The 19186-nt window shown below is 66.2% G+C and carries 16 protein-coding genes, 1 tRNA gene and 2 pseudogenes; 15 read left to right on the top strand and 4 right to left on the bottom strand.

Translation table 11 applies throughout. The annotated features are described in order from the left end of the window. Positions 1-121: 121 nt before the first annotated feature. Positions 122-976, top strand: a complete 855-nt coding sequence (locus QP166_RS14025; protein WP_333916469.1) for a type 1 glutamine amidotransferase — start codon at positions 122-124, stop codon at positions 974-976. Positions 977-1018: 42 nt separating this feature from the next. On the opposite strand, the gene QP166_RS14020 is transcribed toward QP166_RS14025, so the two are convergent. Next, positions 1019-1168: a DUF2256 domain-containing protein gene (locus QP166_RS14020; RefSeq protein ID WP_333916468.1), complete on the bottom strand. Its 150-nt coding sequence runs from the start codon at positions 1166-1168 to the stop codon at positions 1019-1021. An 85-nt stretch (positions 1169-1253) separates the two neighbouring features. On the opposite strand from QP166_RS14020, the gene QP166_RS14015 reads away from it, so the two are divergent. Then, the gene (locus QP166_RS14015) at positions 1254-2273 is read left to right on the top strand and encodes an SMP-30/gluconolactonase/LRE family protein (protein ID WP_333916467.1); all 1020 of its coding nucleotides are present in this window, start codon (positions 1254-1256) and stop codon (positions 2271-2273) included. Positions 2274-2359: 86 nt separating this feature from the next. Beyond that, the gene (locus tag QP166_RS14010; protein ID WP_333916466.1) at positions 2360-2587 is read left to right on the top strand and encodes a hypothetical protein; all 228 of its coding nucleotides are present in this window, start codon (positions 2360-2362) and stop codon (positions 2585-2587) included. A 137-nt stretch (positions 2588-2724) separates the two neighbouring features. On the opposite strand, the gene mnmA is transcribed toward QP166_RS14010, so the two are convergent. Then, the gene (mnmA, locus tag QP166_RS14005) at positions 2725-3849 is read right to left on the bottom strand and encodes a tRNA 2-thiouridine(34) synthase MnmA (protein ID WP_333917350.1); all 1125 of its coding nucleotides are present in this window, start codon (positions 3847-3849) and stop codon (positions 2725-2727) included. Between the two features lie 107 nt (positions 3850-3956). Between mnmA and QP166_RS14000 the strand changes: the two genes are divergently transcribed. The 3 genes from QP166_RS14000 to QP166_RS13990 all read left to right on the top strand — a co-directional run bounded on the left by QP166_RS14000 (position 3957) and on the right by QP166_RS13990 (position 4948). Beyond that, a complete protein-coding gene (locus QP166_RS14000; RefSeq protein ID WP_333916465.1) occupies positions 3957-4130 on the top strand; it encodes a hypothetical protein in 174 nt (57 codons plus the stop codon). 101 nt (positions 4131-4231) lie between these two features. Further along, the gene (sciP, locus tag QP166_RS13995) at positions 4232-4534 is read left to right on the top strand and encodes a CtrA inhibitor SciP (protein ID WP_333916464.1); all 303 of its coding nucleotides are present in this window, start codon (positions 4232-4234) and stop codon (positions 4532-4534) included. A 156-nt stretch (positions 4535-4690) separates the two neighbouring features. Then, positions 4691-4948, top strand: a complete 258-nt coding sequence (locus QP166_RS13990) for a GlsB/YeaQ/YmgE family stress response membrane protein (protein ID WP_159758412.1) — start codon at positions 4691-4693, stop codon at positions 4946-4948. Between the two features lie 314 nt (positions 4949-5262). Here QP166_RS13990 and QP166_RS13985 read toward each other — a convergent pair whose 3' ends face one another. After that, positions 5263-5994: an SIMPL domain-containing protein gene (locus tag QP166_RS13985; RefSeq protein ID WP_333916463.1), complete on the bottom strand. Its 732-nt coding sequence runs from the start codon at positions 5992-5994 to the stop codon at positions 5263-5265. Between the two features lie 167 nt (positions 5995-6161). Between QP166_RS13985 and QP166_RS13980 the strand changes: the two are divergent. The 7 genes and pseudogenes from QP166_RS13980 to QP166_RS13950 all read left to right on the top strand — a co-directional run bounded on the left by QP166_RS13980 (position 6162) and on the right by QP166_RS13950 (position 15753). Next, positions 6162-7338 (top strand): annotated as a pseudogene (locus QP166_RS13980) (efflux RND transporter periplasmic adaptor subunit). A 14-nt stretch (positions 7339-7352) separates the two neighbouring features. Next, positions 7353-10560: pseudogene (locus tag QP166_RS13975) on the top strand (efflux RND transporter permease subunit). A gap of 247 nt (positions 10561-10807) precedes the next feature. Continuing rightward, on the top strand, positions 10808-12016 hold the full coding sequence (locus tag QP166_RS13970) for a DUF445 domain-containing protein (RefSeq protein WP_333916462.1): 1209 nt from the start codon (positions 10808-10810) through the stop codon (positions 12014-12016). 88 nt (positions 12017-12104) lie between these two features. Further along, positions 12105-13226, top strand: coding sequence for an ABC transporter permease (locus QP166_RS13965; RefSeq protein ID WP_333916461.1), 1122 nt, complete (start codon positions 12105-12107; stop codon positions 13224-13226). Then, a complete protein-coding gene (locus QP166_RS13960) occupies positions 13226-14182 on the top strand; it encodes an ABC transporter ATP-binding protein (RefSeq protein ID WP_333916460.1) in 957 nt (318 codons plus the stop codon). The genes QP166_RS13965 and QP166_RS13960 overlap by 1 nt, the downstream gene beginning before the upstream one ends. A gap of 3 nt (positions 14183-14185) precedes the next feature. After that, positions 14186-15151: an MlaD family protein gene (locus tag QP166_RS13955; RefSeq protein ID WP_333916459.1), complete on the top strand. Its 966-nt coding sequence runs from the start codon at positions 14186-14188 to the stop codon at positions 15149-15151. Then, entirely contained in the window at positions 15148-15753 is a 606-nt protein-coding gene (locus tag QP166_RS13950) for an ABC-type transport auxiliary lipoprotein family protein (RefSeq protein ID WP_333916458.1), read from the top strand. The genes QP166_RS13955 and QP166_RS13950 overlap by 4 nt, the downstream gene beginning before the upstream one ends. Before the next feature lie 137 nt (positions 15754-15890). On the opposite strand, the gene QP166_RS13945 is transcribed toward QP166_RS13950, so the two are convergent. Next, the gene (locus QP166_RS13945) at positions 15891-16742 is read right to left on the bottom strand and encodes a peptidylprolyl isomerase (protein WP_333916457.1); all 852 of its coding nucleotides are present in this window, start codon (positions 16740-16742) and stop codon (positions 15891-15893) included. A gap of 90 nt (positions 16743-16832) precedes the next feature. On the opposite strand from QP166_RS13945, the gene QP166_RS13940 reads away from it, so the two are divergent. Together QP166_RS13940 and QP166_RS13935 are read left to right on the top strand one after the other, a co-directional pair. Further along, positions 16833-16923, top strand: a tRNA-Ser gene (locus QP166_RS13940). Positions 16924-17694: 771 nt separating this feature from the next. Further along, the gene (locus QP166_RS13935) at positions 17695-19158 is read left to right on the top strand and encodes a site-specific DNA-methyltransferase (protein ID WP_333916456.1); all 1464 of its coding nucleotides are present in this window, start codon (positions 17695-17697) and stop codon (positions 19156-19158) included. The last annotated feature ends 28 nt before the right edge of the window (positions 19159-19186 follow it).

Below are 19186 nucleotides of genomic sequence, written 5' to 3'. Positions count from 1 at the left end.
GGCGTGCTTTGTGCAGCCTTGATGACAGGTGTGGCGATCGGGGAAGAATATCGCTCGCCAGGGGCTTACCACGACGTGAAGCGTTGGCGGGGTTCCCGAATACGACCCGAGGTGGACCGGCGTGCCCCGATTTCTGATTGCGCAGAGCGAAAATCCCAAGGAGCGCGAGGCGCGCCGCGCGCACACCGGGCAAAGTTCGGGCGAGAGCTATGCCGATACGCTGGGACAGATGATGCCCGGCGCGACGATCGAGATTTGCCAGCCCGCCGACGACGACTCGCCGACCTTCACCGCAGATCAATTGGGCGACTATGACGCGGTGTTCCTGACCGGCTCGCCGCTGCACGTCTACGACGATACACCCGAGGTGCGTCGGCAACTGGCGTTCATGCGCGCGGTGTTCGCGGCGGGAACGCCGTCGTTCGGGTCGTGCGCAGGGTTGCAGGTTGCGGTGGCGGCGGCGGGCGGCACGGTCCGCAAGATGCCGGAGCGGATGGAGGCCGGGCTGTCGCGGCGGATCGTCGCGACCGCCGAGGGGCGCGAGCATCCATTGCTTGCGGGGCGCGCTGCGACCTGGGATGCGCCCGCGATCCACGGCGACGAGGTCGAGAGCTTGCCGCCGGGCGCGACGCGGCTGGCGGGCAATGCGGTGACGCAGGTGCAGGCCGCCGAGATCCGGCACGACAAGGGTGTGTTCTGGGGCGTGCAATATCATCCCGAACTGTCGTTGCAGGAGATCGCGATCGCGCTGCGACGGCAGGCGGACGGGCTGGTGGAGGCCGGACTGGCGGAATCGCCCGAGGAAGTGGAGGAGCGCGCCGATGTGTTTGCGGCGTTGCACGACACGCCCGAGCGGCGGTCGCTGCGGTGGCGGCTGGGGGTCGACGGCGAACTGGCGGACACCGACGCGCGGCGGCGCGAGATCGCGAACTTCCTTGGTGCGCTGGCGACTATCGATCGGCGCGGCGCGCGGTGAAGTTGGCGAAGGTGGCGCAGAACGCGGTCGTTGACGGCCGGGCTATGGCGCCGGGCGTTCGCCGACGCCGCGGCAGCGATCCGAGCAATATTTGACCGAATCCCAGTCGCGTGCCCATTTCTTGCGCCATGCGAACGGGCGGTGGCAGCTTGCGCAGATCTTCTCGGGCAGATGCGGTTTCTTGTGCGCCATCGCGGCTCAACCCGTTTGGCGAGGCGTGCGATCCGTGCGAGCGTGCGCCTGATGCGAAAAGTGGAGGGGTTGCAGGATGATGGCGATGAACGCTGACCGGCCGGGCCGGCGCGCTGTGCTGGTGGGACTAGCGGGGGCGGCGCTGACTGGGTTTGCGGATGCGACTCCTTCGGTTGTGCTGCGACGGCTGACTCCGGCCTTCGACCGCATCGTCGCGCCGGGCACGCGCGTCGAGGTGATCGCGACCGGCATCCAATGGGCGGAGGGACCGGTGTGGGTGCCACTGGACGGCGGCTATCTGCTGTTTTCCGATCCACCGGCCAATGTCGTGCGGCGCTGGTCGCGGGGCGACGGCGTGACGACGTTCCTGTCGCCGTCGGGCGCCCCTGACCCTGATCGCACCGTTCTGCGCGAGCCGGGTGCGAATGGGTTGACGCTCGATCATGGTGGGCGGCTACTGATAGCGAATAGCGGGGGGCGGTCGATCGACCGCGTCGACCTGAAGACGCGGGCGCGGACGGTGCTGGTCGACCGGTACAAGGGCAAAAGGTTCAACAGCCCCAACGACATGCATGTCGCACGCGACGGGGCGATCTGGTTCACCGATCCGCCTTATGGTCTGGCGGGGGACGACCGGTCGCCCGCCAAGGAGCAGAGCGTCAACGGCGTCTATCGCTGGCGTGCGGGCGGGGAGGCGGTGCTGGTCGACGGATCATTGACGCGGCCAAACGGCATTGCGCTGTCACCCGACGAGCGGCGGCTGTACGTCGCGGTTTCGGACGCCGACGATCCGCGCGTGATCGCCTACGACCTCGGGCGTGACGGGATGCCGCGCGCTTCGCGGGTGCTGGTGTCCGCGAAGGCGGGGCATGCGCAGGGCAAGCCGGGGCTGCCCGACGGGATGAAGGTGGCGCGCGACGGGACCCTGGTGTGCTCGATGCCCGGCGGGATCATGTTCCTGACCCCGGAAGGCGAACCGATCGGGCTGATCGAGACGACGACGCCCGCCGCGAATGTTGCCTTCGGTGAGGGCGGTGCGGCGCTGTACGTCACCAACAACGACTGCGTCCTGCGGGTCGCGTTGCGACCGGGCTGGCAGCGGTGACGAAACAGGCTTGATCTCCTACTAATTCGATGTACTTTGAATGGGACGGTGGCGCTTCGCCATCGACCATGAAGGGATGTGCGTTGATGAAGAAGATCGTTGCTGGCATGTCTGCGGTGGCGCTGGCGCTCTCGCTGGCGGCATGCGGATCGAAGACCGACACCGCCAATGACTCCGCGATCAATGCCGACCTGGGCAACGACGCGGCGTTGAACGAGACATTGCCCGGCGACGAGAACCTGTCGGATGTCGGTGCGCTGCCGCTGAACGCCACCGACGGCAATGTCGCGACCGCGACCACCAACGCATTCTGACGACATTGCGGGCGGCGCCGGTTGCCGTCGCCCGCCTCTCCTTACCGTCTGGAGTTGCTCCCTAGACGAAACTGGTCCGGTGCCCTCGCGGCGCCGGGCCTTTGTCTGGAAGCGGCTTCGGATCGGTCGGTTGGGTGTCAGTTCGCGACAAGTGCGGCGGTTTGCTCGATGACCAGCGCGGGCTCGGTCGCCGCAATCCAGCCGCCACCCAGCACGCGGTCTCCCGCATAGAGCACCGCCGCCTGACCGGGGGCGACGCCATATTCAGGCGTGTCGAACAACAGACGGTCGCCTGACATGCGCGCCGGCACTGGTTTGGCCATCGATCGCACCTTGGCGGTGAGCGGACCGTCCAGCGGGCCGAGCACGTTCAGCCGCTCGAGCCGCGCAGCCGCGACCGCCAGTGCGGCACGCGGACCGACCACCACCCGCTGCGTTTCCGGCTCGATCCGTACGACGTAGAGCGGCTCGGGGGTGCCGCCGATCTCCAGCCCGCGCCGCTGCCCGACCGTATAATGCACCAGCCCGCGATGCTCGCCGAGCTTGCGGCCGGCGAGGTCGACGATGTCGCCGCCGGTCGCCGCCTCCGGGCGCAGCTTCTTGACCAACGACGCATAATCGCCGTCGGGGACGAAGCAGATGTCCTGGCTGTCGGGCTTGTCGGCGACCAGCAGCGCGAGTTCGGCGGCGAGTTCGCGGACGCGCGCCTTGGGCAGACCGCCGAGCGGGAAGCGGATGAAGTCGAGCTGTTCCTGCGTGGTCGCGAACAGGAAATAGCTCTGGTCGCGCGCCGGGTCGGCGGCGCGGTGCAACTCCGCCCCGGCCGGTCCCATGACGCGGCGCACGTAATGGCCGGTCGCGAGGCAATCCGCGCCGAGATCGCGCGCGAGCGCCAGCAGGTCGGTGAACTTCGGCCCCATGTTGCACTGGACGCACGGTATCGGGGTGCGGCCGGCGAGATATTCGTCGGCAAAGGCGTCGACGACGGTCGTGCGGAAGCTGCTTTCGTGATCGAAGACGTAATGCGCGATGCCAAGCTTGTCGCAGACCGCGCGCGCATCGCGGATGTCACGCCCGGCGCAGCACGCACCGGCGCGCTTCGTCGCCTCGCCATGGTCGTAGAGCTGGAGCGTGACGCCGATCACTTCGGCATCCGGCTGGCGCGCAGCCAGTGCGGCGACGACCGAGCTGTCGACCCCGCCCGACATCGCCACGACGATGCGTCGCGCACCGGGCGCGAGCTGGAATTCACCGCTGTCCATGATGGCGACCACCATACAGCCGCGACCCCCGCGGCGTAAACCGAAATGAACGAAGCGTTTCCGCCGGCTTTACCGGGCTTTCAGACCGTGTGGGGTAGATCGAGGGCATGAAAGTCGAACATCCCCCACACGATATGCCGCTGTTGTGCAGCCTGCGCGCGCGCCAGCTCGCGTCGCGCACCGCGCAGGTCGCGCGTGCGCTGGACGAGCCGGCCCGCCCGACCGGCGGCGCGTTCAATGCCGACGCCGCAGCGGCCATTCACCATTGGAAACAGCCGTGAACGGGTCGTTTACCGCACCGCTTTAGGGGCCGTTCAATCCATCGCCGTTACGCAGCAGGTACGACATGGAATGGGGTCGCGGCCCCGAACCGAGGTTTGGAATGATAGAACAACAAGAAAATTGTCGCCCTGCCAAGGTCATCGGTCCGCTAGGCGAGCCGTTGACCATCGACTCCCTGCCGCCGCCGGACACGACCCGCTGGGTGGTGCGCCGCAAGGCCGAGGTGGTTGCCGCGGTTAACGGCGGGCTGCTGAGCGTCGACGACGTCTGCACCCGCTACAGCCTGACCGTCGAGGAATTCGCCGGCTGGCAGCGCGCGATCGACCGATCGGGGATGCCGGGACTGCGCGTCACCCGCATCCAGCATTACAAGTCGTTGTACGAGCGCCAGCAGAAGTTCTGACCCTTTGTCGCACGTCGTCCCGCGTCGAGACAGGCGGAGGGGCGGAGTGCGCAAACGTGATGACAATATGGGTTACGGGACCGGAACAATGTACCGGGTTCGTGAGTAATTCCCGCCAGAGCAGCCACTTCGGGCGCATCTGAGGGGAGTAGTATCATGGGTATCATTCTGTGGCTTATTATCGGCGGTGTCATCGGCTGGCTGGCCAGCATGATCATGCGCACCGACGCGCAGCAGGGTATCTTCCTCAACATCGTGGTCGGCATCGTCGGCGCGTTCCTCGGCGGCCTGATCTTCTCGGGCGGCTCGATCAACAACGCGCCGCTGACGATCTATTCGTTCCTGGTCTCGCTGCTGGGTGCGGTCGTTCTGCTGGCGATCGTTAACCTGGCGCGTCGCGGCCGCGTGCGTTAATCGCACCGACCAAGATCGAACGACAAGGCGGCCGCCCGGGAAACCGGGCGGCCGCTTTTGTATGTCGAATGATCAGACCGGCAACCATTCGCGAGGTCGTGATGACGTCAGCGATCCAGCATCGTCATTGCGAGCGTAGCGAACCAATCCAGGGCCACAGCCAGGACGCTCTGGATTGCTTCGCTACGCTCGCAATGACGGCTCGAAGAGGATTGATGTGATCCCCGCCATCGAGGGAGCGTCCGTCACTGTCTTACGCCTTCTTCGAGAATAAGCGGGATCCCGGATCAAGTCCGGGGTGACGTAGCGGTGACTTACTTCAACAGGAAACGGACATTGACGCTGGCGGTGACGTCGGTCTCGCCCGGCAGAACCACCGTGTCCGCCTCCGACTGGACGGCAGCGCGTGCCATCATCGGCATCGGACGCGGCCGGTCGCCGCCATTCTCGCCCGCCTCGTTGATCGCGACGATCCGCCCGACCGACAGCCCCGCGGCCTTAGCGTAGAGTTCGGCGCGCGCCCGCGCCTTGGCGATCGCCTGCGTCCGCGCCTCGTCGAGCGCCGCATCCGGATCAGAAAGCGACAGGTTCGGCCCGTCGATCTGGTTGGCACCCGCGCGCACCAGCGCATCGAGCACCGCACCGGCCTTGGCGATGTCGCGGAAGCGGATCGCGACCGAATTGCTCGCCTGATATCCCGTCACGACCGGCGGCTTGCCGTCCTGGTAGCGATATTGCGGCGACAGCGCGACGTTGCTGGTCGACAGGTCACGCGCGGCGAGCCCGGCCGCCTTCAGCGCCTTGATGACCGCGTCCATTCGCTGTGCATTCTCGGCCAGTGCGGCGGCGGCGACCGGCGCCTGCGTCACCACGCCGGCAGTGATCGTCGCGAGATCCGGCGTACGCGACACGCGACCGGTGGCAGTGACGTCCAGCACGGTCCCTTCGGGAACGACCGTCGCCATCGGCAGCGCGACCTGCGCCGCGGCCGGCGTCGCCAGAACGGCGGCGGCAGACAGCATCAGCGCGGGCAACATTCGGTTCATGCGAGAAAACTCCACTAACTCAAGTGAATGGAGCACTGCCAGAGCGCGTCGGAATGCAAGATGAACGGGACAGGCCGTGACAATCGCGATAAGACGCGCCGCAACCGCGCGCCGCTTGTCACGGTGACATATGCGTGTAATACACGCCGGGGCGCGAAAGGGGAATCATGACGTACCAGGGCGGGGAGATGCAGGGCGAACAGCTGGTGCTGGAGGATCGCTCGCCACGCACGCGGCGTCGTTGGTTGCTGATCGGCGGATTGGTGGCGCTGATCGCCGCGGGCATCGCCTGGTACGTGCTGCGCCCCAAAGGTGATGAGGCGCCGCCCGCTACCGCCGCCAGCCAGGCACCGGCGGTGACCGTGATCGTGCCGGGTGCGCAGTCCGTGTCGCGGATTATCAGCGCGACCGGAACGCTGGCGGCGACGCGCGAGATGCCGGTCGGTGTCGCGGGCGAGGGCGGGATGGTCAGCCGCGTGCTGGTCGAGCCGGGCCAATGGGTGCGCGCCGGGCAGGTGCTGGCGACGATCGACCGTTCGGTGCAGGCGCAGACCGCACAATCGCTGGCCGCGCAGATCAACGTCGCCAAGTCCGACCTGACGCTGGCGCAATCCGAGCTGGAGCGTGCGCAGAGCCTCGTCGATCGCGGCTTCATTTCTAAGGCCGACGTCCAGCGTCGGATCGCGACCCGCGATGCAGCGCGCGCGCTTGCAGGTGGCGCAGGCGACCTTGTCCGAGCAGCGCGCGCGCAACGCGCGGCTCGACATTCGTGCGCCCGCCGCCGGATTGATCCTGACGCGCGGCGTCGAGCCGGGGCAGATCGTCAGCTCGGGCTCGGGGATGCTGTTCCGCATGGCCAAGGGCGGCGAGATGGAGATGCGGGCGCAACTCGCCGAGGGTGATCTGCAGGTGGTGCGGGTCGGCTCGCCCGCGCAGGTGGTGCCGGTCGGCGACACGCGCTCCTTCCCGGGCACGGTGTGGCAGGTCGCACCCGTCATCGACCCGCAGACGCGGCAGGGGATCGCGCGTGTCCGGCTCGCCTATGACCCGGCGTTGCGCCCCGGCGGTTTCGCGAGCGCGACGATCACCGCGGGCGGTGCGCGCCAGCCGGAGCTGCCGCAATCGGCATTGCTGAGCGACGAGAAGGGCAATTACGTCTATATCGTCGACGCGCAGAACAAGGTGGAGCGCCGGTCGGTGACATTGGGCACCGTCGCGGACGACCGCGTCGCGGTCGCCAGCGGGCTGAACGGCGACGAACGCATCGTGCAATCGGCGGGCGCGTTCCTGAACCCCGGGCAATTGGTGAAGCCACAGCGCGCCAAGCCGACCGCCGCGCGATAAGAGGACGGGACGTCATGGGCTTTCGTAACATCTCCGCCTGGTCGATCCGCAACCCGGTGCCGTCGATCGTCCTGTTCCTGATGCTGACGGTCGCGGGGATCGTCAGCTTCGTGCGGATGGATATCAACGAACAGCCCGACATCGACTTTCCGATTGTCTCGATCGACATCACCCAGCCGGGCGCGGCGCCCAGCGAGCTGGAAACGCAGGTCACGCAGCGCGTCGAGGCGGCGGTGCGTTCGCTGGAAGGGATCGACGAGATCCAGTCGTTCGTGTCCGAGGGCACGTCGACGACGATCGTCCAGCTCGACATCGGCACGCCGATCGACCGCGCGGTGAACGAGGCGCGCGACGCGATCACGCAGATCCGCGGCAATTTGCCCGAGGGGATCCTTGAGCCGCAGGTCGCGCGGGTGAAGATCAACGACAATGACCTGGGCAGCTATACCGCGGTCGGCACCGACATGACGCTGGAACAGCTTAGCTGGTACATCGACAATACCGTGACCAAGGAGCTGATGTCGGTTCCGGGCATGGGCGGGGTGACGCGCAACGGTGGTGTCAGCCGTGAAATCCGCGTGATCCTCGATCCCGCGCGGCTCGCGGCGCAGGGCCTGACCGCCAGCCAGATCAACGCGCAATTGCGACAGGTGAACCTCAACGCGCCGGGCGGCCGCGCCGAAATCGCGGGCGCGGAGCAATCGGTGCGCGTGCTGGGCAATGCGCATACCGCGTACGAACTGGGCCAGTTGCAGATCAACGTCGGCAACGGCCGCACCGTGCGGCTGTCCGATGTCGCGACGGTCCGCGATCTCTACGCCGAACAGCGCTCCGCCGCGTCGGTCGACGGGCGACAGGCGCTGTCGTTCGATTTCACGCGCGCCAAGGGCTATTCGGACGTCACCGTCTTCCGCGAGGCAAAGGCCAAGCTGGAAGCGCTGGAGAAGCGCAACCCGCAGGTCCGCTTCAAGATGCGGCTCGACGGGTCGAAATATCCGCTGGAGCAGTTCAAGACCGCGATCCATGCGATGATCGAGGGCGCGGTCCTGGCGGTGATCGTCGTGTTCCTGTTCCTGCGCGACTGGCGTGCGACGATCATCTCGGCGCTGGCGATCCCGCTGTCGGCGATCCCGGCGTTCTGGTTCATGGATCTGATGGGCTTCACGCTCAACAACATGACGATGCTGGCGCTCAGCCTGGTGGCGGGCGTGCTGGTCGACGATGCGATCGTGGAAATCGAGAACATCGTCCGCCACATGCGGATGGGCAAGAGCGCGTATCAGGCGTCGATCGATGCGGCCGACGAGATCGGGCTGGCGGTGCTGGCGACGACGATGGCGATCGTCGCGGTGTTCCTGCCGGTCGGGCTGATGCCGGGGATCGCCGGGCAGTTCTTCAAGAACTTCGGGCTGACCGTGGTCGCGGCGGTGCTGATGAGCCTTGCGGTGGCGCGGCTGATCACCCCGATGGTCGCGGCCTATTTCCTCAAGGCCGGCGGACATGTCGAACATGGCGGGGGCTGGTTGCTCAACACCTATCAACGGCTGCTGATCTGGACGCTCGACGGCACCCGCGCGGCGCGCGCGCGCCAAGGGCGGAATGCACCGCGTCGTGGGTTATTGGCGCGATCATCGGCTGTGGATGATCGGGGCGGGCGTGCTGGCGTTCGTGGCGACGATCGCGATGTTCGCGACCTCGTCGCTGACCTTCCAGCCAGCGCGCGACATGCCGCGCTCGACCGTGACGATCACGATGCCGCCGGGCAGCACGTTGCAGACGACGCAGGGCGTCGTCGATCAGGTCTATGCCGTGCTCAGCAAGCAGCCGGAGGTGGAGAGCATCTATACCCGCACGCTGGTTGGATCGGGCCGCGTGACGGCGCAGTTGCGCGAGAAGCGGAACAAGACCTCGACCGAGTTCGAGCGTGCGCTCGCGCCGGAGCTGGCGAAGATCGCCGACGCGCGCGTCAACTTCCAGTCGCAGTTCGGCTGGGGCGACAACAACCGTGACGTCTCAATCACGCTGGGCGGCGACGATCCGGTCGTGCTGCGACAGGCCGCCGACCGGCTGGTCAAGGAAATGGGGACGGTGCCGGGGCTGCTCGCGCCGCGGATCGCGGGTGATCTCAATCGGCCGGAGATCATCATCAAGCCGCGCCTCGACCTTGCCGCCAGCCTGGGGGTGACCACCGCCGCGTTGTCGAACGCGATCCGAATCGCGACGATCGGCGACATCGACCAGAACAGCGCGCGCTTCTCGCTCAACGATCGGCAGATCCCGATCCGCGTCGCGCTGGAGCAGAGTTCGCGATCGCGGCTGGCGACGATCCAGAACCTGCCGGTGCAGACGCTGACCGGCGGATCGGTGCCGCTCAATCTGGTCGCGGAGATCGGGTTCGGGTCCGGCCCGACGCGTATCCAGCGCATCAACCAGCAACGCCAGTTGACGATCGGTGCCGACCTGAGCCCGGGCCAGACGATCAGCGTGATGCTGCCCAAGGTCAAGCAATTGCCCGCGATGAAGAACCTGCCGCTGGGCGTGGGCGAGCTGAGCGTCGGGCAGGCCAAGTGGCAGATGGAGATGCTCCAGAACTTCATCGTCGCGGTGGTGGCCGGCGTGTTCCTGGTCTTCTCGGTGCTGGTGCTGCTGTATCGCCGCTTGCTGCCGCCGCTCGTCAACATGGCGTCGTTGACGCTCGCGCCGCTCGGCGGGTTGATCGCGTTGCGGCTGACCGGCAATCCGCTGTCGATGCCGGTGTTCATCGGGCTGCTGATGCTGCTGGGGATCGTCGCCAAGAATTCGATCCTGCTGATCGACTTCGCGCTGGAGGAAATGCAGGCGGGCGTACCGTCGTATGACGCGATCGTCGACGCAGGCCACAAGCGCGCGCAGCCGATCGTGATGACCACTGTCGCGATGGTCGCCGGGATGGTGCCGACCGCGCTGTCGCTGTCGGGCGATGGAGCGTCGCGCGCGCCGATGGGGATCGTCGTGATCGGCGGCCTGATCGTCTCGACCGTGTTGACGCTGCTGATCGTGCCTGCGGCCTTTTCGCTGGCGATCGGGGTCGAGCGGCGTGTCGGGCCGTGGCTGGGGCGGCGTCTGTTGACGTATCGTCCGGGCGATGATGGTCCGGTGATCGAGCATTCGCCGCACGACACGATCGGCGCGCCGCATGGGCGGATACCGTTCCGGGGTGAGGGATCTCATCCGGCGGAATAGGGGGATGCGACAGACGTGGGCTCGGTCTTGGCAGGGGCACATGTTAAGGACGTTCCTCACCCCCGTTCGTGCTGAGCCTGTCGAAGCACGTGTCCAGCAACACGCCCTTCGACAAGCTCAGGGCGAACGGGGTTGTCATTGTCTGGTCCACTCTCCGTCGAACGACACGCTTGAACTTCGCGGGCGATCGGGGATTGTTACGGGGATGATCGTCCGCGCCGCCCCTCCGCCCGCCGCCCTTGTGAGGATGCGGCGCGTGGCGGGGCTGTTGCTGGTGGCGATGGCAGCGGCGTTCTTCGCGTCGCGCGCGCTGGAGCCGCGGCATCCCGGCTGGGGTTTCGTCCGCGCCTTTGCCGAGGCGGCGATGGTCGGCGGGCTGGCGGACTGGTTCGCGGTGACCGCGCTGTTCCGTCATCCGCTCGGATTGCCGATCCCGCACACCGCCATCATCCCGCGCAACAAGGACCGGATCGGCGACCAGCTGGCGCAATTCCTCCGCGAATATTTCCTGATCCCCGCGGTCGTCGCGCGGCGGATGCAGCGGATCGACGTCGCGGCGGCGGCGGGGCGGTGGCTCGCCAACCCGCGTGGGGCAGGGGGCAGCCGGCTGACGCGCGGCATCTCGCGGCTTGCCACCGAAGTATTGCAGGCACTCGACCAGGAGCGGCTGGGCGGGATGGTGCGCGCGATGATGGTGGCGCGGGTGCGCGAAACGCAGGTGTCGCCGATGCTGGGCCGTGCGCTGGCGGCGGCGATGACGGAGGAGCGGCATCGCCCGGTGATCGACGCGCTGGTGCGCTGGATGCGCGGGGCGCTGGAGGCGAACGAGCATCTGATCCGCGCGATGGTCCACGACCGCGCCGGCACGGTGTTGCGCTGGACCGGGCTGGACGGGACGCTCGCCAACAAGATCGTCGACGGGCTCGACAAGCTGGTCGCGGAGATGGCCGACAATCCCGAGCATCCGTTGCGACTCAAGGTCGAGGAAGCGATGGCGAGCGTCGCTGAACGGCTCCAGCACGAGCCCGAATTGCAGGCGCGCGTCGAGGCGGTGAAGATCGAATTGCTTGAAAACCCCGCGATGCAAAATTGGATCAACGGGCTGTGGGAACAGGCGCGCGCCGCGATGTTGCGTGCCGCGCGCGATCCCGACGCGTTGATGGCGGGCAAGCTGGGCGAGGCGCTGCATCAACTGGGCGCGACCTTGCAGGACGACCCGCGGCTCGGGCGGATCATCAACCGCTTCGTGCGTCGCGCGGCGGCGGGCGCGGCGGCCGATTACGGCGATGCGATCGTGCGGCTGGTGTCGGAAACGGTGCGCGGCTGGGACGCGCAGACCGTGACGCAGCGACTCGAGAATGCGGTCGGCAAGGATCTCCAATTCATCCGCATCAACGGGACGTTGGTCGGGGGGCTGGTCGGCGTCGCCATCCACACGATCGATGTGTCATTGTGAGCGAACGATCACAAAAGTGGTACGCGCGCGGAACGATTGGCGTGCTGGGCGCTTGTGACCAGATGAGCTTTGCCGCATGGATCGACCGATGAGTGCGGCTGCCGATTTCAGCATCGATCAAGACGGCGCCCGCGCGGGTGGCGGGCGGGTGCTGCGGGTGACCGGCGACCTGTCGCTGGCGCGGCTGGGGGATCTGCCGACCCGGCTCGACAAGCAGGAGGGGACGGTTTCGGTCGTCGACCTGTCCGCGGTCGAGCGGATCGATACGATCGGCGCCTGGGTAATCCACCGTTTCGCACGCGAGCGCGACGCGAAGATCGAGGGGCTGAGCGGCGACGGGCAGAACCTGCTGGAGCAGGTGCAGGCCGCCGATCAGCCGGTGCAGATGCGCCCGCAATCGCGCTCCGCCTTCCGGCGGGTGCTGGCGGAAATCGGCGAATCCACCTCGAGTTCGGCGCGTACGGCTCTGGGATTGCTGGCGTTCATGGGCGAGACCGCGATCGCCTTCGGTCACGTCATCCGCCATCCCAGCCGCTTCCGCTTCAACGCGACCGTCCAGCGGTTCGAGGTGGTCGGCGTTTCGGCGCTGGGCATCATCGGCCTGATGAGCTTCCTGATCGGTGTCGTGATCGCGCAGCAGGGTGCGGTGCAGCTGCGGCAATTCGGCGCCGAGGCGTTCACGATCAACCTCGTCGGGCGCATCACGATGCGCGAACTCGGCGTCTTGATGACCGCGATCATGGTCGCGGGGCGATCGGGGTCCGCTTTTGCCGCACAGCTCGGCACGATGAAGCTGACCGAGGAGATCGACGCGATGCGCACGATCGGCGTCTCGCCGATGGAGGCGCTGGTGCTGCCGCGGACGATCGCGGCGATCATCCTGATGCCGCTGCTCGGTTTCTATGCGTCGATCATCGCGATCATCGGCGGCGGGCTGCTGTGCTGGTTCGCGCTCGACATTCCCCCGGTGGCATTCGTCGCGCGCATCCGTGAGGTGGTGCCGATCACCGACGTGTTCGTCGGGCTGATCAAGGCGCCGGTGTTCGGCGCGATCATCGCCGTCGCCGGCTGTTTCCAGGGCATGCAGGTGAAGGGCGACGCCGAGCAGGTCGGGCTCAAGACCACCTCCGCAGTGGTGCAGGCGATCTTCATGGTAATCGTGGTCGACGCGTTCTTCGCGGTCTTCTTCGAACAGATCGGCTGGATCTGATGCCGCAGCACAACGCCAGCCGTCCCGACACCGCGCCGATCATCAAGGTGAGCGGGCTGCGCAATGAGTTCGGCGATCAGGTGATCCACGAAAACCTCGATCTCGAGGTGCGGCGTGGCGAGATCCTCGGCGTGGTCGGCGGCTCGGGCACCGGCAAGTCGGTGCTGATGCGCTCGATCATCGGGCTGCAATCGCCGAGCCGCGGCGTCGTCGAGGTGTTCGGTGAGCCGACCCTCGATCGCAGCGAGCTGGACACGGTCGAAATCCGCAAGCGCTGGGGCGTGCTGTTCCAGGGCGGCGCCTTGTTCTCGACGTTGACCGTCGCCGAGAACGTGCAGGTGCCGTTGCGCGAATTCTATCCCGATCTCGACCTCGCCCTGCTCGATGAGATCGCTTCCTACAAGGTCGTGATGACCGGATTGCCGGGGGATGCCGGGCCGAAGTTTCCCGCGGAACTGTCGGGCGGGATGAAGAAGCGCGCCGGGCTGGCGAGGGCGTTGGCGCTCGATCCCGAATTGCTGTTCCTCGACGAGCCGACCGCCGGGCTCGACCCGATCGGCGCCGCGGCGTTCGACGACCTGACCAAGGCGTTGCAGAAGACGCTGGGCCTGACGGTGTTCCTCATCACCCACGACCTCGACACGTTGTACGCGATCTGTGACCGCGTCGCGGTGCTGGCCGACAAGCGCGTCATCGCGGTAGGGACGATCGACGAATTGTTGGCGCTGGATCACCCGTGGATCCAGGAATATTTCAACGGGCCACGCGGCCGGGCGGCGGTTGCCTCGCAGGAGCGCAGTGCCGCACGCGATGCTGCCGCGCATCCGACGGAGGTGGCGCAGCTGCAAAGCGGGCAGCGCTCGCAGGGCGGCATGGCGGACGATTATGCGCGCGGCGCGGATACGGCGGAATACGGCAGGTCGGCCGGCGTCACCGGGTCGGGCGAGAGGGGCTAAGAGATGGAAACGCGTTCGAACCATGTCCTCGTCGGCGCGGTGGTGCTGATCCTGCTGGCGCTGGTCGCGATCTTCACGGTGTGGATCGCGCGGATCGGCGGCGCGGAAGAGCGCGACTATGACATCTTCTTCCGTCAGGCGGTCGACGGACTGGCGAAGGGGTCTTCGGTGACCTTCTCGGGCGTGCCGTCGGGTCAGGTGAAGAGCATCTCGCTCTGGAAGCCCGATCCGCAATATGTGCGCGTGCGGATCAGCGTGAACGACGATACGCCGATCCTGCGCGGCACCACTGCGACGATCCAGGGCAGTTTTACCGGCACCAGCACCGTCAGCCTCGACGGCGCGATCAAGGGTGCGCAGCCGATCACCTGCCCCGATGGCGACGCCGCCAAGAGCGTCTGCCCGCTGGGCGTTCCGGTGATCCCGACCAAGACCGGCGGCATCGGCGCGATCCTGAATTCGGCGCCGCAGTTGCTGGAGCGGCTGTCGACGCTGACCGAGCGACTGACGGGGATGCTGAGCGACCGCAACCAGGCGTCGATCGCGGGCATCCTCGACAACACCAACCGGCTGACCGATGCGCTGGCGGATCGCGGGCCAGAGATTGCGGCGACGCTGGCGCAGACGCGCATCGCGATCCAGCAGGCGGGCAATGCCGCCGAGCAGATCGGCGCACTGGCGCAGACCACCAATGGCGTGCTCGCGAACGATGTCCAGCCGGCGATGGCCAACCTCAACAAGGCGATCACCTCGGCGCAGCAGAGCGCGGACACGCTCAATTCCGCGATCGGCGATGCGCGACCGGGGCTGACGACGTTCAGCAAGCAGACGATCCCGCAGGTCAACCAGCTGGTGCGCGACCTGCGCGTGACCGCCTCGTCGCTGAAGTCGATTTCGGAGCGCGTCGAGCAGGGTGGCGCCAGCTCGCTGGTAGGCCAGCCGGCGCTGCCGGACTATAAGGGGAAATGATCGTGCGTGCTTTGGCGAACAAGCTCCTGATCGTCGCGGCGCTGGTGCCGCTGGCCGGCTGCATCCGCTTCGGCGCGTCGCCGCCGCCGTCGCTGTTGACGATCGCGCCGCAGGCACAGCCGGCGGCGGGCACGGTGCAGAACTCCGCGACCGGGCGCGCGATCGTGATCGAGGTGCCCGCGGTGCCGCAGTCGATCGCCGGAACGCGCGTGCCGGTGCAGGCGACCGATACCTCGCTCGCCTATGTCAAGGACGCGCAATGGGCCGAGCCGCCGGCGCGCTTGTTCGCGCGGCTGTTGTCCGACACGCTGACCGCGCGCGCACAGATGGTGGTGCTGTCGCCGGCGCAGTCGTTCGATGCGCCGAGCGCGACGTTGGGCGGCGAGCTGCGCACCTTCGGGGTCGATGCGGTGCAGCGACAGGCGGTGGTGACGTATGACGCGTCGTACACGCCGCCGGGCAAGCCGACGGTCGAGAAGCGGCGCTTCGAGGCGCGTGTGCCGGTTTCGGCGATCGACGCTACGCAATCGGGAACTGCACTGAGCCAGGCGGCCAATCAGGTCGCGCAGCAGGTGTCCGATTGGGTCGGCGCGCAGCGGTAGGTATTACGGCCCAGCGATAATTTTGGGCTGAGCAGGAGTCGGCGGCAAGGCGGCTCGGACGTCGGTCGCTCCAGTCATCCCGGACTTGATCCGGAATCCCGCTTCTTCTCTCGGTCGCCAAGAAGAAGCGGGGCGCTTCACGGCACGCGGCGCACCTCCAGCGGCACCTCGCAAACCTCGATCCCGCCACCCCCAATCGTCGGCGCGGGTGGGTTCTCGCGCCGACGGATCATCGCGGCGAAGCGCGGATTGTCGGCGGCACGATACTGATAGCGTGAGCGCTCGGCCGCCGGGATGTCGCTGGCGAGCCGCATCTCGACGATCGGCGTGCGCTCGGCCGCTTCGGCATAGAAGCCCATCGGCGCATCGCTGCGCGGCAGTGACGAAAGATAGTGCATGCCGACGATGATCCGCCCGACCAGCGCGTAGTTCCGATCGAGCCGCCGCGCCGACTGGCCGATCGGCGTCGACATCTCTGCGCCCGAGCCGGAGGTCGGATCGGCGTCGCGCGCGACATTGACCATGCCGTAGCAATGCGTCAGCCACGCATGGCCGTGCCCGTCGCTGGCGACCGGCCAGCCATCCGCGGTGATTCCCGACACCACCGAATGCGGATCGGCGCGCGTCAGCGTCTGCGCGGGAGCGAAGCGCGCGATCTCGAACTCGGGCGGCAAATGCGTCGGGACGCCGGCCGCGAGCGGCTTCTTCTCGCTGGCGTCACCCCATTGCGCCACCCAATTTTCCTGCACGCGATAGACGCTCAACCCATCCCACCAACGCGCGCGCGCCAGCTTCCGGATGCTGGCGACGTGCAGCGGCGCATAGCCGGCCGCAAGCCGGATCACGACGGTGCGATCGCCCTTCAGCCGCATCACCAGCAGTTCGTCGTCGGGGATGGTACGCCAGTCGCTCTCGACCGGTTCATGGGGCGCAGGCACCGCGGCGGCGGGCGCCTGGGCGAGCAGCAGCAGGGCGGCAAGCGTCGACATGCGCGCACCGTGACGCAATGCGACGGGTGAGGCAATCGATGCGCTTGCGCAAGATGGCGACACCGACTAGTGCCGCCGTTCCAAGCATGCGGAGCGGTGGCCGAGTGGTCGAAGGCGCTCGCCTGGAAAGTGAGTATACGTCAAAAGCGTATCGAGGGTTCGAATCCCTCCCGCTCCGCCACCTTTTCCTAAACATGTCACTTTTTTAAGCGATCGGCCCGAATGGCGCGCGTTTGCGCGTTGTTTTGACGCGCCTCGGTACCATGGAGAGCCCTCCCTTCCCTGTGTAGCCCGCCATTCCGCCGTGGATTCTCCGACGCTCTTAGGGGCAGTACGGGATGCGTCGGTAACATCGATGCGCTCCGTGGTTGATTGAAAATCTCAACGAGGCTGTGGCTTCGCTGCCAGCGGCTGACCACACATCGCTTTGCCGTCCTATCCGGCACGCCCGCTACGAGAGCTTCCTGTGAAGGACCGGCTCGCCGATCTGGCTAGTTACGAGCGCTTGCCTGCTTCCAGGCCAATAGGTCGAGGTGCCTTCTTCCTCGCCCGTTTCCCTGCAGCGGCTGAGTTGACAGCGTAAAGCCAGAGCTTTTGACGCCTCGTGGTTGCTGATCCCAGTCTTCTACCAGCAATTACAGCTATTTACCGTAACTTTCCCTGCTGCCCTTGGCAGGGAAGCGGCAGGGAGCTGGCACGGAAAGTAGTGTCATCCGCAAGTGTATCCTGTGTTTTCCTCAACTGTAGAAAGCAAAACTGAAGATATGAGATTGAAAAAGAAAGTCTGCCCTCTTAGATTAGATCGCCTTCTCTAACTTTGCTGTTTACCGGCAAGTTAAATGCAGCTAGATAGCCGTGGCCGACGGATTGAGGTCGGCTGCGGCGCACCGCGGTTTCAGTCGCCCGTGAACGCGCAGCACCCCGTTGCAATCTTTGCCAAAGGAGCTCGTGTATGAACACGTGTAGGGGACGCGCTTCCGTCGAAGATGCATCGCCGGACATCGGGCGCATCTTGCGTCACAACGTGCGGCTCGACCGCATCGAGTATCTGCCGATCGACGAACTGAAATTCTACGAACGACGTCTGCGCAAGCGCAAGGACGGAGCAGAGGAAGCGCTGCGTAACTCGGTTGCCAGCTTCGGAATTGTTCTGCCTATCCTCATTGACGGCAATATGACGATCATCGGAGGCGAGGGCATCGTCTCAGCAGCGCGGGAACTGGGCTACGCGGAGGTGCCGACGGTCTGCATCGATCACCTCGACGATGCCGAGGTGCGCATGCTGCGTATTGCGCTGAACAAACTGGCGGAAACGTCCGAGTGGAACCGGATTGAGCTTGCTGCCGAATTCTCCGAGCTGCTCAGCCTCGATACCGAGATCGCCTATGAGGTGACCGGCTTCGACACGGTCGAGATCGACAATCTCGTCCAACCCGCCCCGGAGACGGTCGAGGAGGATGCAGATGATGGTCCGGTGTCGCCGGGGCTGCCCGGCAGCGAAGTCACCCGGGTTGGCGATGTTTGGGAGATGGGCGAGCACCGGGTGCTGTGCGGATCATCGCTAGAGATGGACAATCTGCGCCTGCTGATGGGCGACGAGCAGGCCCGCATGGTGCTGACTGACTCGCCGTTCAACGTGAAAATATCGGGTCACGTCAGCGGGCTTGGCAAGGCAAAGCATCGTGAATTTGCTCAGGCCAGCGGCGAAATGAGCGAAGCGGAGTTCATCGAGTTTCAAACGACAAGTACCCGAACGCTTGCTTCCTGCTGCATCGACGGAGCATTACTCTACCTCTTCATGGACTGGCGCCACATCTGGGAGATCATGTCCGGCATCCGGGCGGCAGATCTTACAATGTTCAACCTTGCGGTCTGGATAAAAAGATCAGGAGGAATGGGTTCGTTCTACAGGTCGCAGCATGAGCTTATATTTATTGTCAAGAAAGGTAAGGCGTCACACCGAAATAATGTGCAACTCGGACGGTTCGGACGCAACCGGACGAATTGTTGGCATTATGCGGGCATGAATAGCTTTGGCGTCGAGCGAGATGCTCTCCTCGCCATGCATCCGACGAGCAAGCCCGTCGCGATGCTGTCGGACGCTATTCGTGATGCGACCGATCGCGGCGAGATCGTGCTCGATGGCTTTCTGGGCAGCGGTTCCACCCTCATCGCTGCCGAGCGTACCGGCCGGGTCTGCCGCGGGGTCGAACTGGACCCGCTCTATGTCGATGCGATCGTGCAGCGCTGGGAGCAAGCGACGGGACGACAAGCGGTATTGCAGGAGACCGGCGAGACGTTTGCAGAAGTCGCCGAACGGCGGGCAGCGGCGACCGACGCCATCGACGATGTAGCACCCGCGCCCTCGGTTCGCCCCGACGTGATGCCGCGTGCGCGCGCACGGCGCGCTGCCTGATCCTCTCTTCCGATCACTGGAATATCAT

Source organism: Sphingomonas sp. LR60, assembly GCF_036855935.1.
GTDB lineage: Bacteria > Pseudomonadota > Alphaproteobacteria > Sphingomonadales > Sphingomonadaceae > Sphingomonas.
This window is presented reverse-complemented; position numbering and strand designations above follow the sequence as displayed.

Excerpts from the sequence above, each read along its gene's own strand:
- QP166_RS14020 (WP_333916468.1), bottom strand. The coding sequence starts at position 1,168 with ATGGCGCACAAGAAACCGCATCTGCCCGAGAAGATCTGCGCAAGCTGC.
- QP166_RS14015 (WP_333916467.1), top strand. The coding sequence starts at position 1,254 with ATGAACGCTGACCGGCCGGGCCGGCGCGCTGTGCTGGTGGGACTAGCG.
- QP166_RS14010 (WP_333916466.1), top strand. The coding sequence starts at position 2,360 with ATGAAGAAGATCGTTGCTGGCATGTCTGCGGTGGCGCTGGCGCTCTCG.
- mnmA (WP_333917350.1), bottom strand. The coding sequence starts at position 3,849 with ATGGACAGCGGTGAATTCCAGCTCGCGCCCGGTGCGCGACGCATCGTC.
- QP166_RS14000 (WP_333916465.1), top strand. The coding sequence starts at position 3,957 with ATGAAAGTCGAACATCCCCCACACGATATGCCGCTGTTGTGCAGCCTG.
- sciP (WP_333916464.1), top strand. The coding sequence starts at position 4,232 with ATGATAGAACAACAAGAAAATTGTCGCCCTGCCAAGGTCATCGGTCCG.
- QP166_RS13990 (WP_159758412.1), top strand. The coding sequence starts at position 4,691 with ATGGGTATCATTCTGTGGCTTATTATCGGCGGTGTCATCGGCTGGCTG.
- QP166_RS13985 (WP_333916463.1), bottom strand. The coding sequence starts at position 5,994 with ATGAACCGAATGTTGCCCGCGCTGATGCTGTCTGCCGCCGCCGTTCTG.
- QP166_RS13970 (WP_333916462.1), top strand. The coding sequence starts at position 10,808 with ATGCGGCGCGTGGCGGGGCTGTTGCTGGTGGCGATGGCAGCGGCGTTC.
- QP166_RS13965 (WP_333916461.1), top strand. The coding sequence starts at position 12,105 with ATGAGTGCGGCTGCCGATTTCAGCATCGATCAAGACGGCGCCCGCGCG.
- QP166_RS13960 (WP_333916460.1), top strand. The coding sequence starts at position 13,226 with ATGCCGCAGCACAACGCCAGCCGTCCCGACACCGCGCCGATCATCAAG.
- QP166_RS13955 (WP_333916459.1), top strand. The coding sequence starts at position 14,186 with ATGGAAACGCGTTCGAACCATGTCCTCGTCGGCGCGGTGGTGCTGATC.
- QP166_RS13950 (WP_333916458.1), top strand. The coding sequence starts at position 15,148 with ATGATCGTGCGTGCTTTGGCGAACAAGCTCCTGATCGTCGCGGCGCTG.
- QP166_RS13945 (WP_333916457.1), bottom strand. The coding sequence starts at position 16,742 with ATGTCGACGCTTGCCGCCCTGCTGCTGCTCGCCCAGGCGCCCGCCGCC.
- QP166_RS13935 (WP_333916456.1), top strand. The coding sequence starts at position 17,695 with ATGAACACGTGTAGGGGACGCGCTTCCGTCGAAGATGCATCGCCGGAC.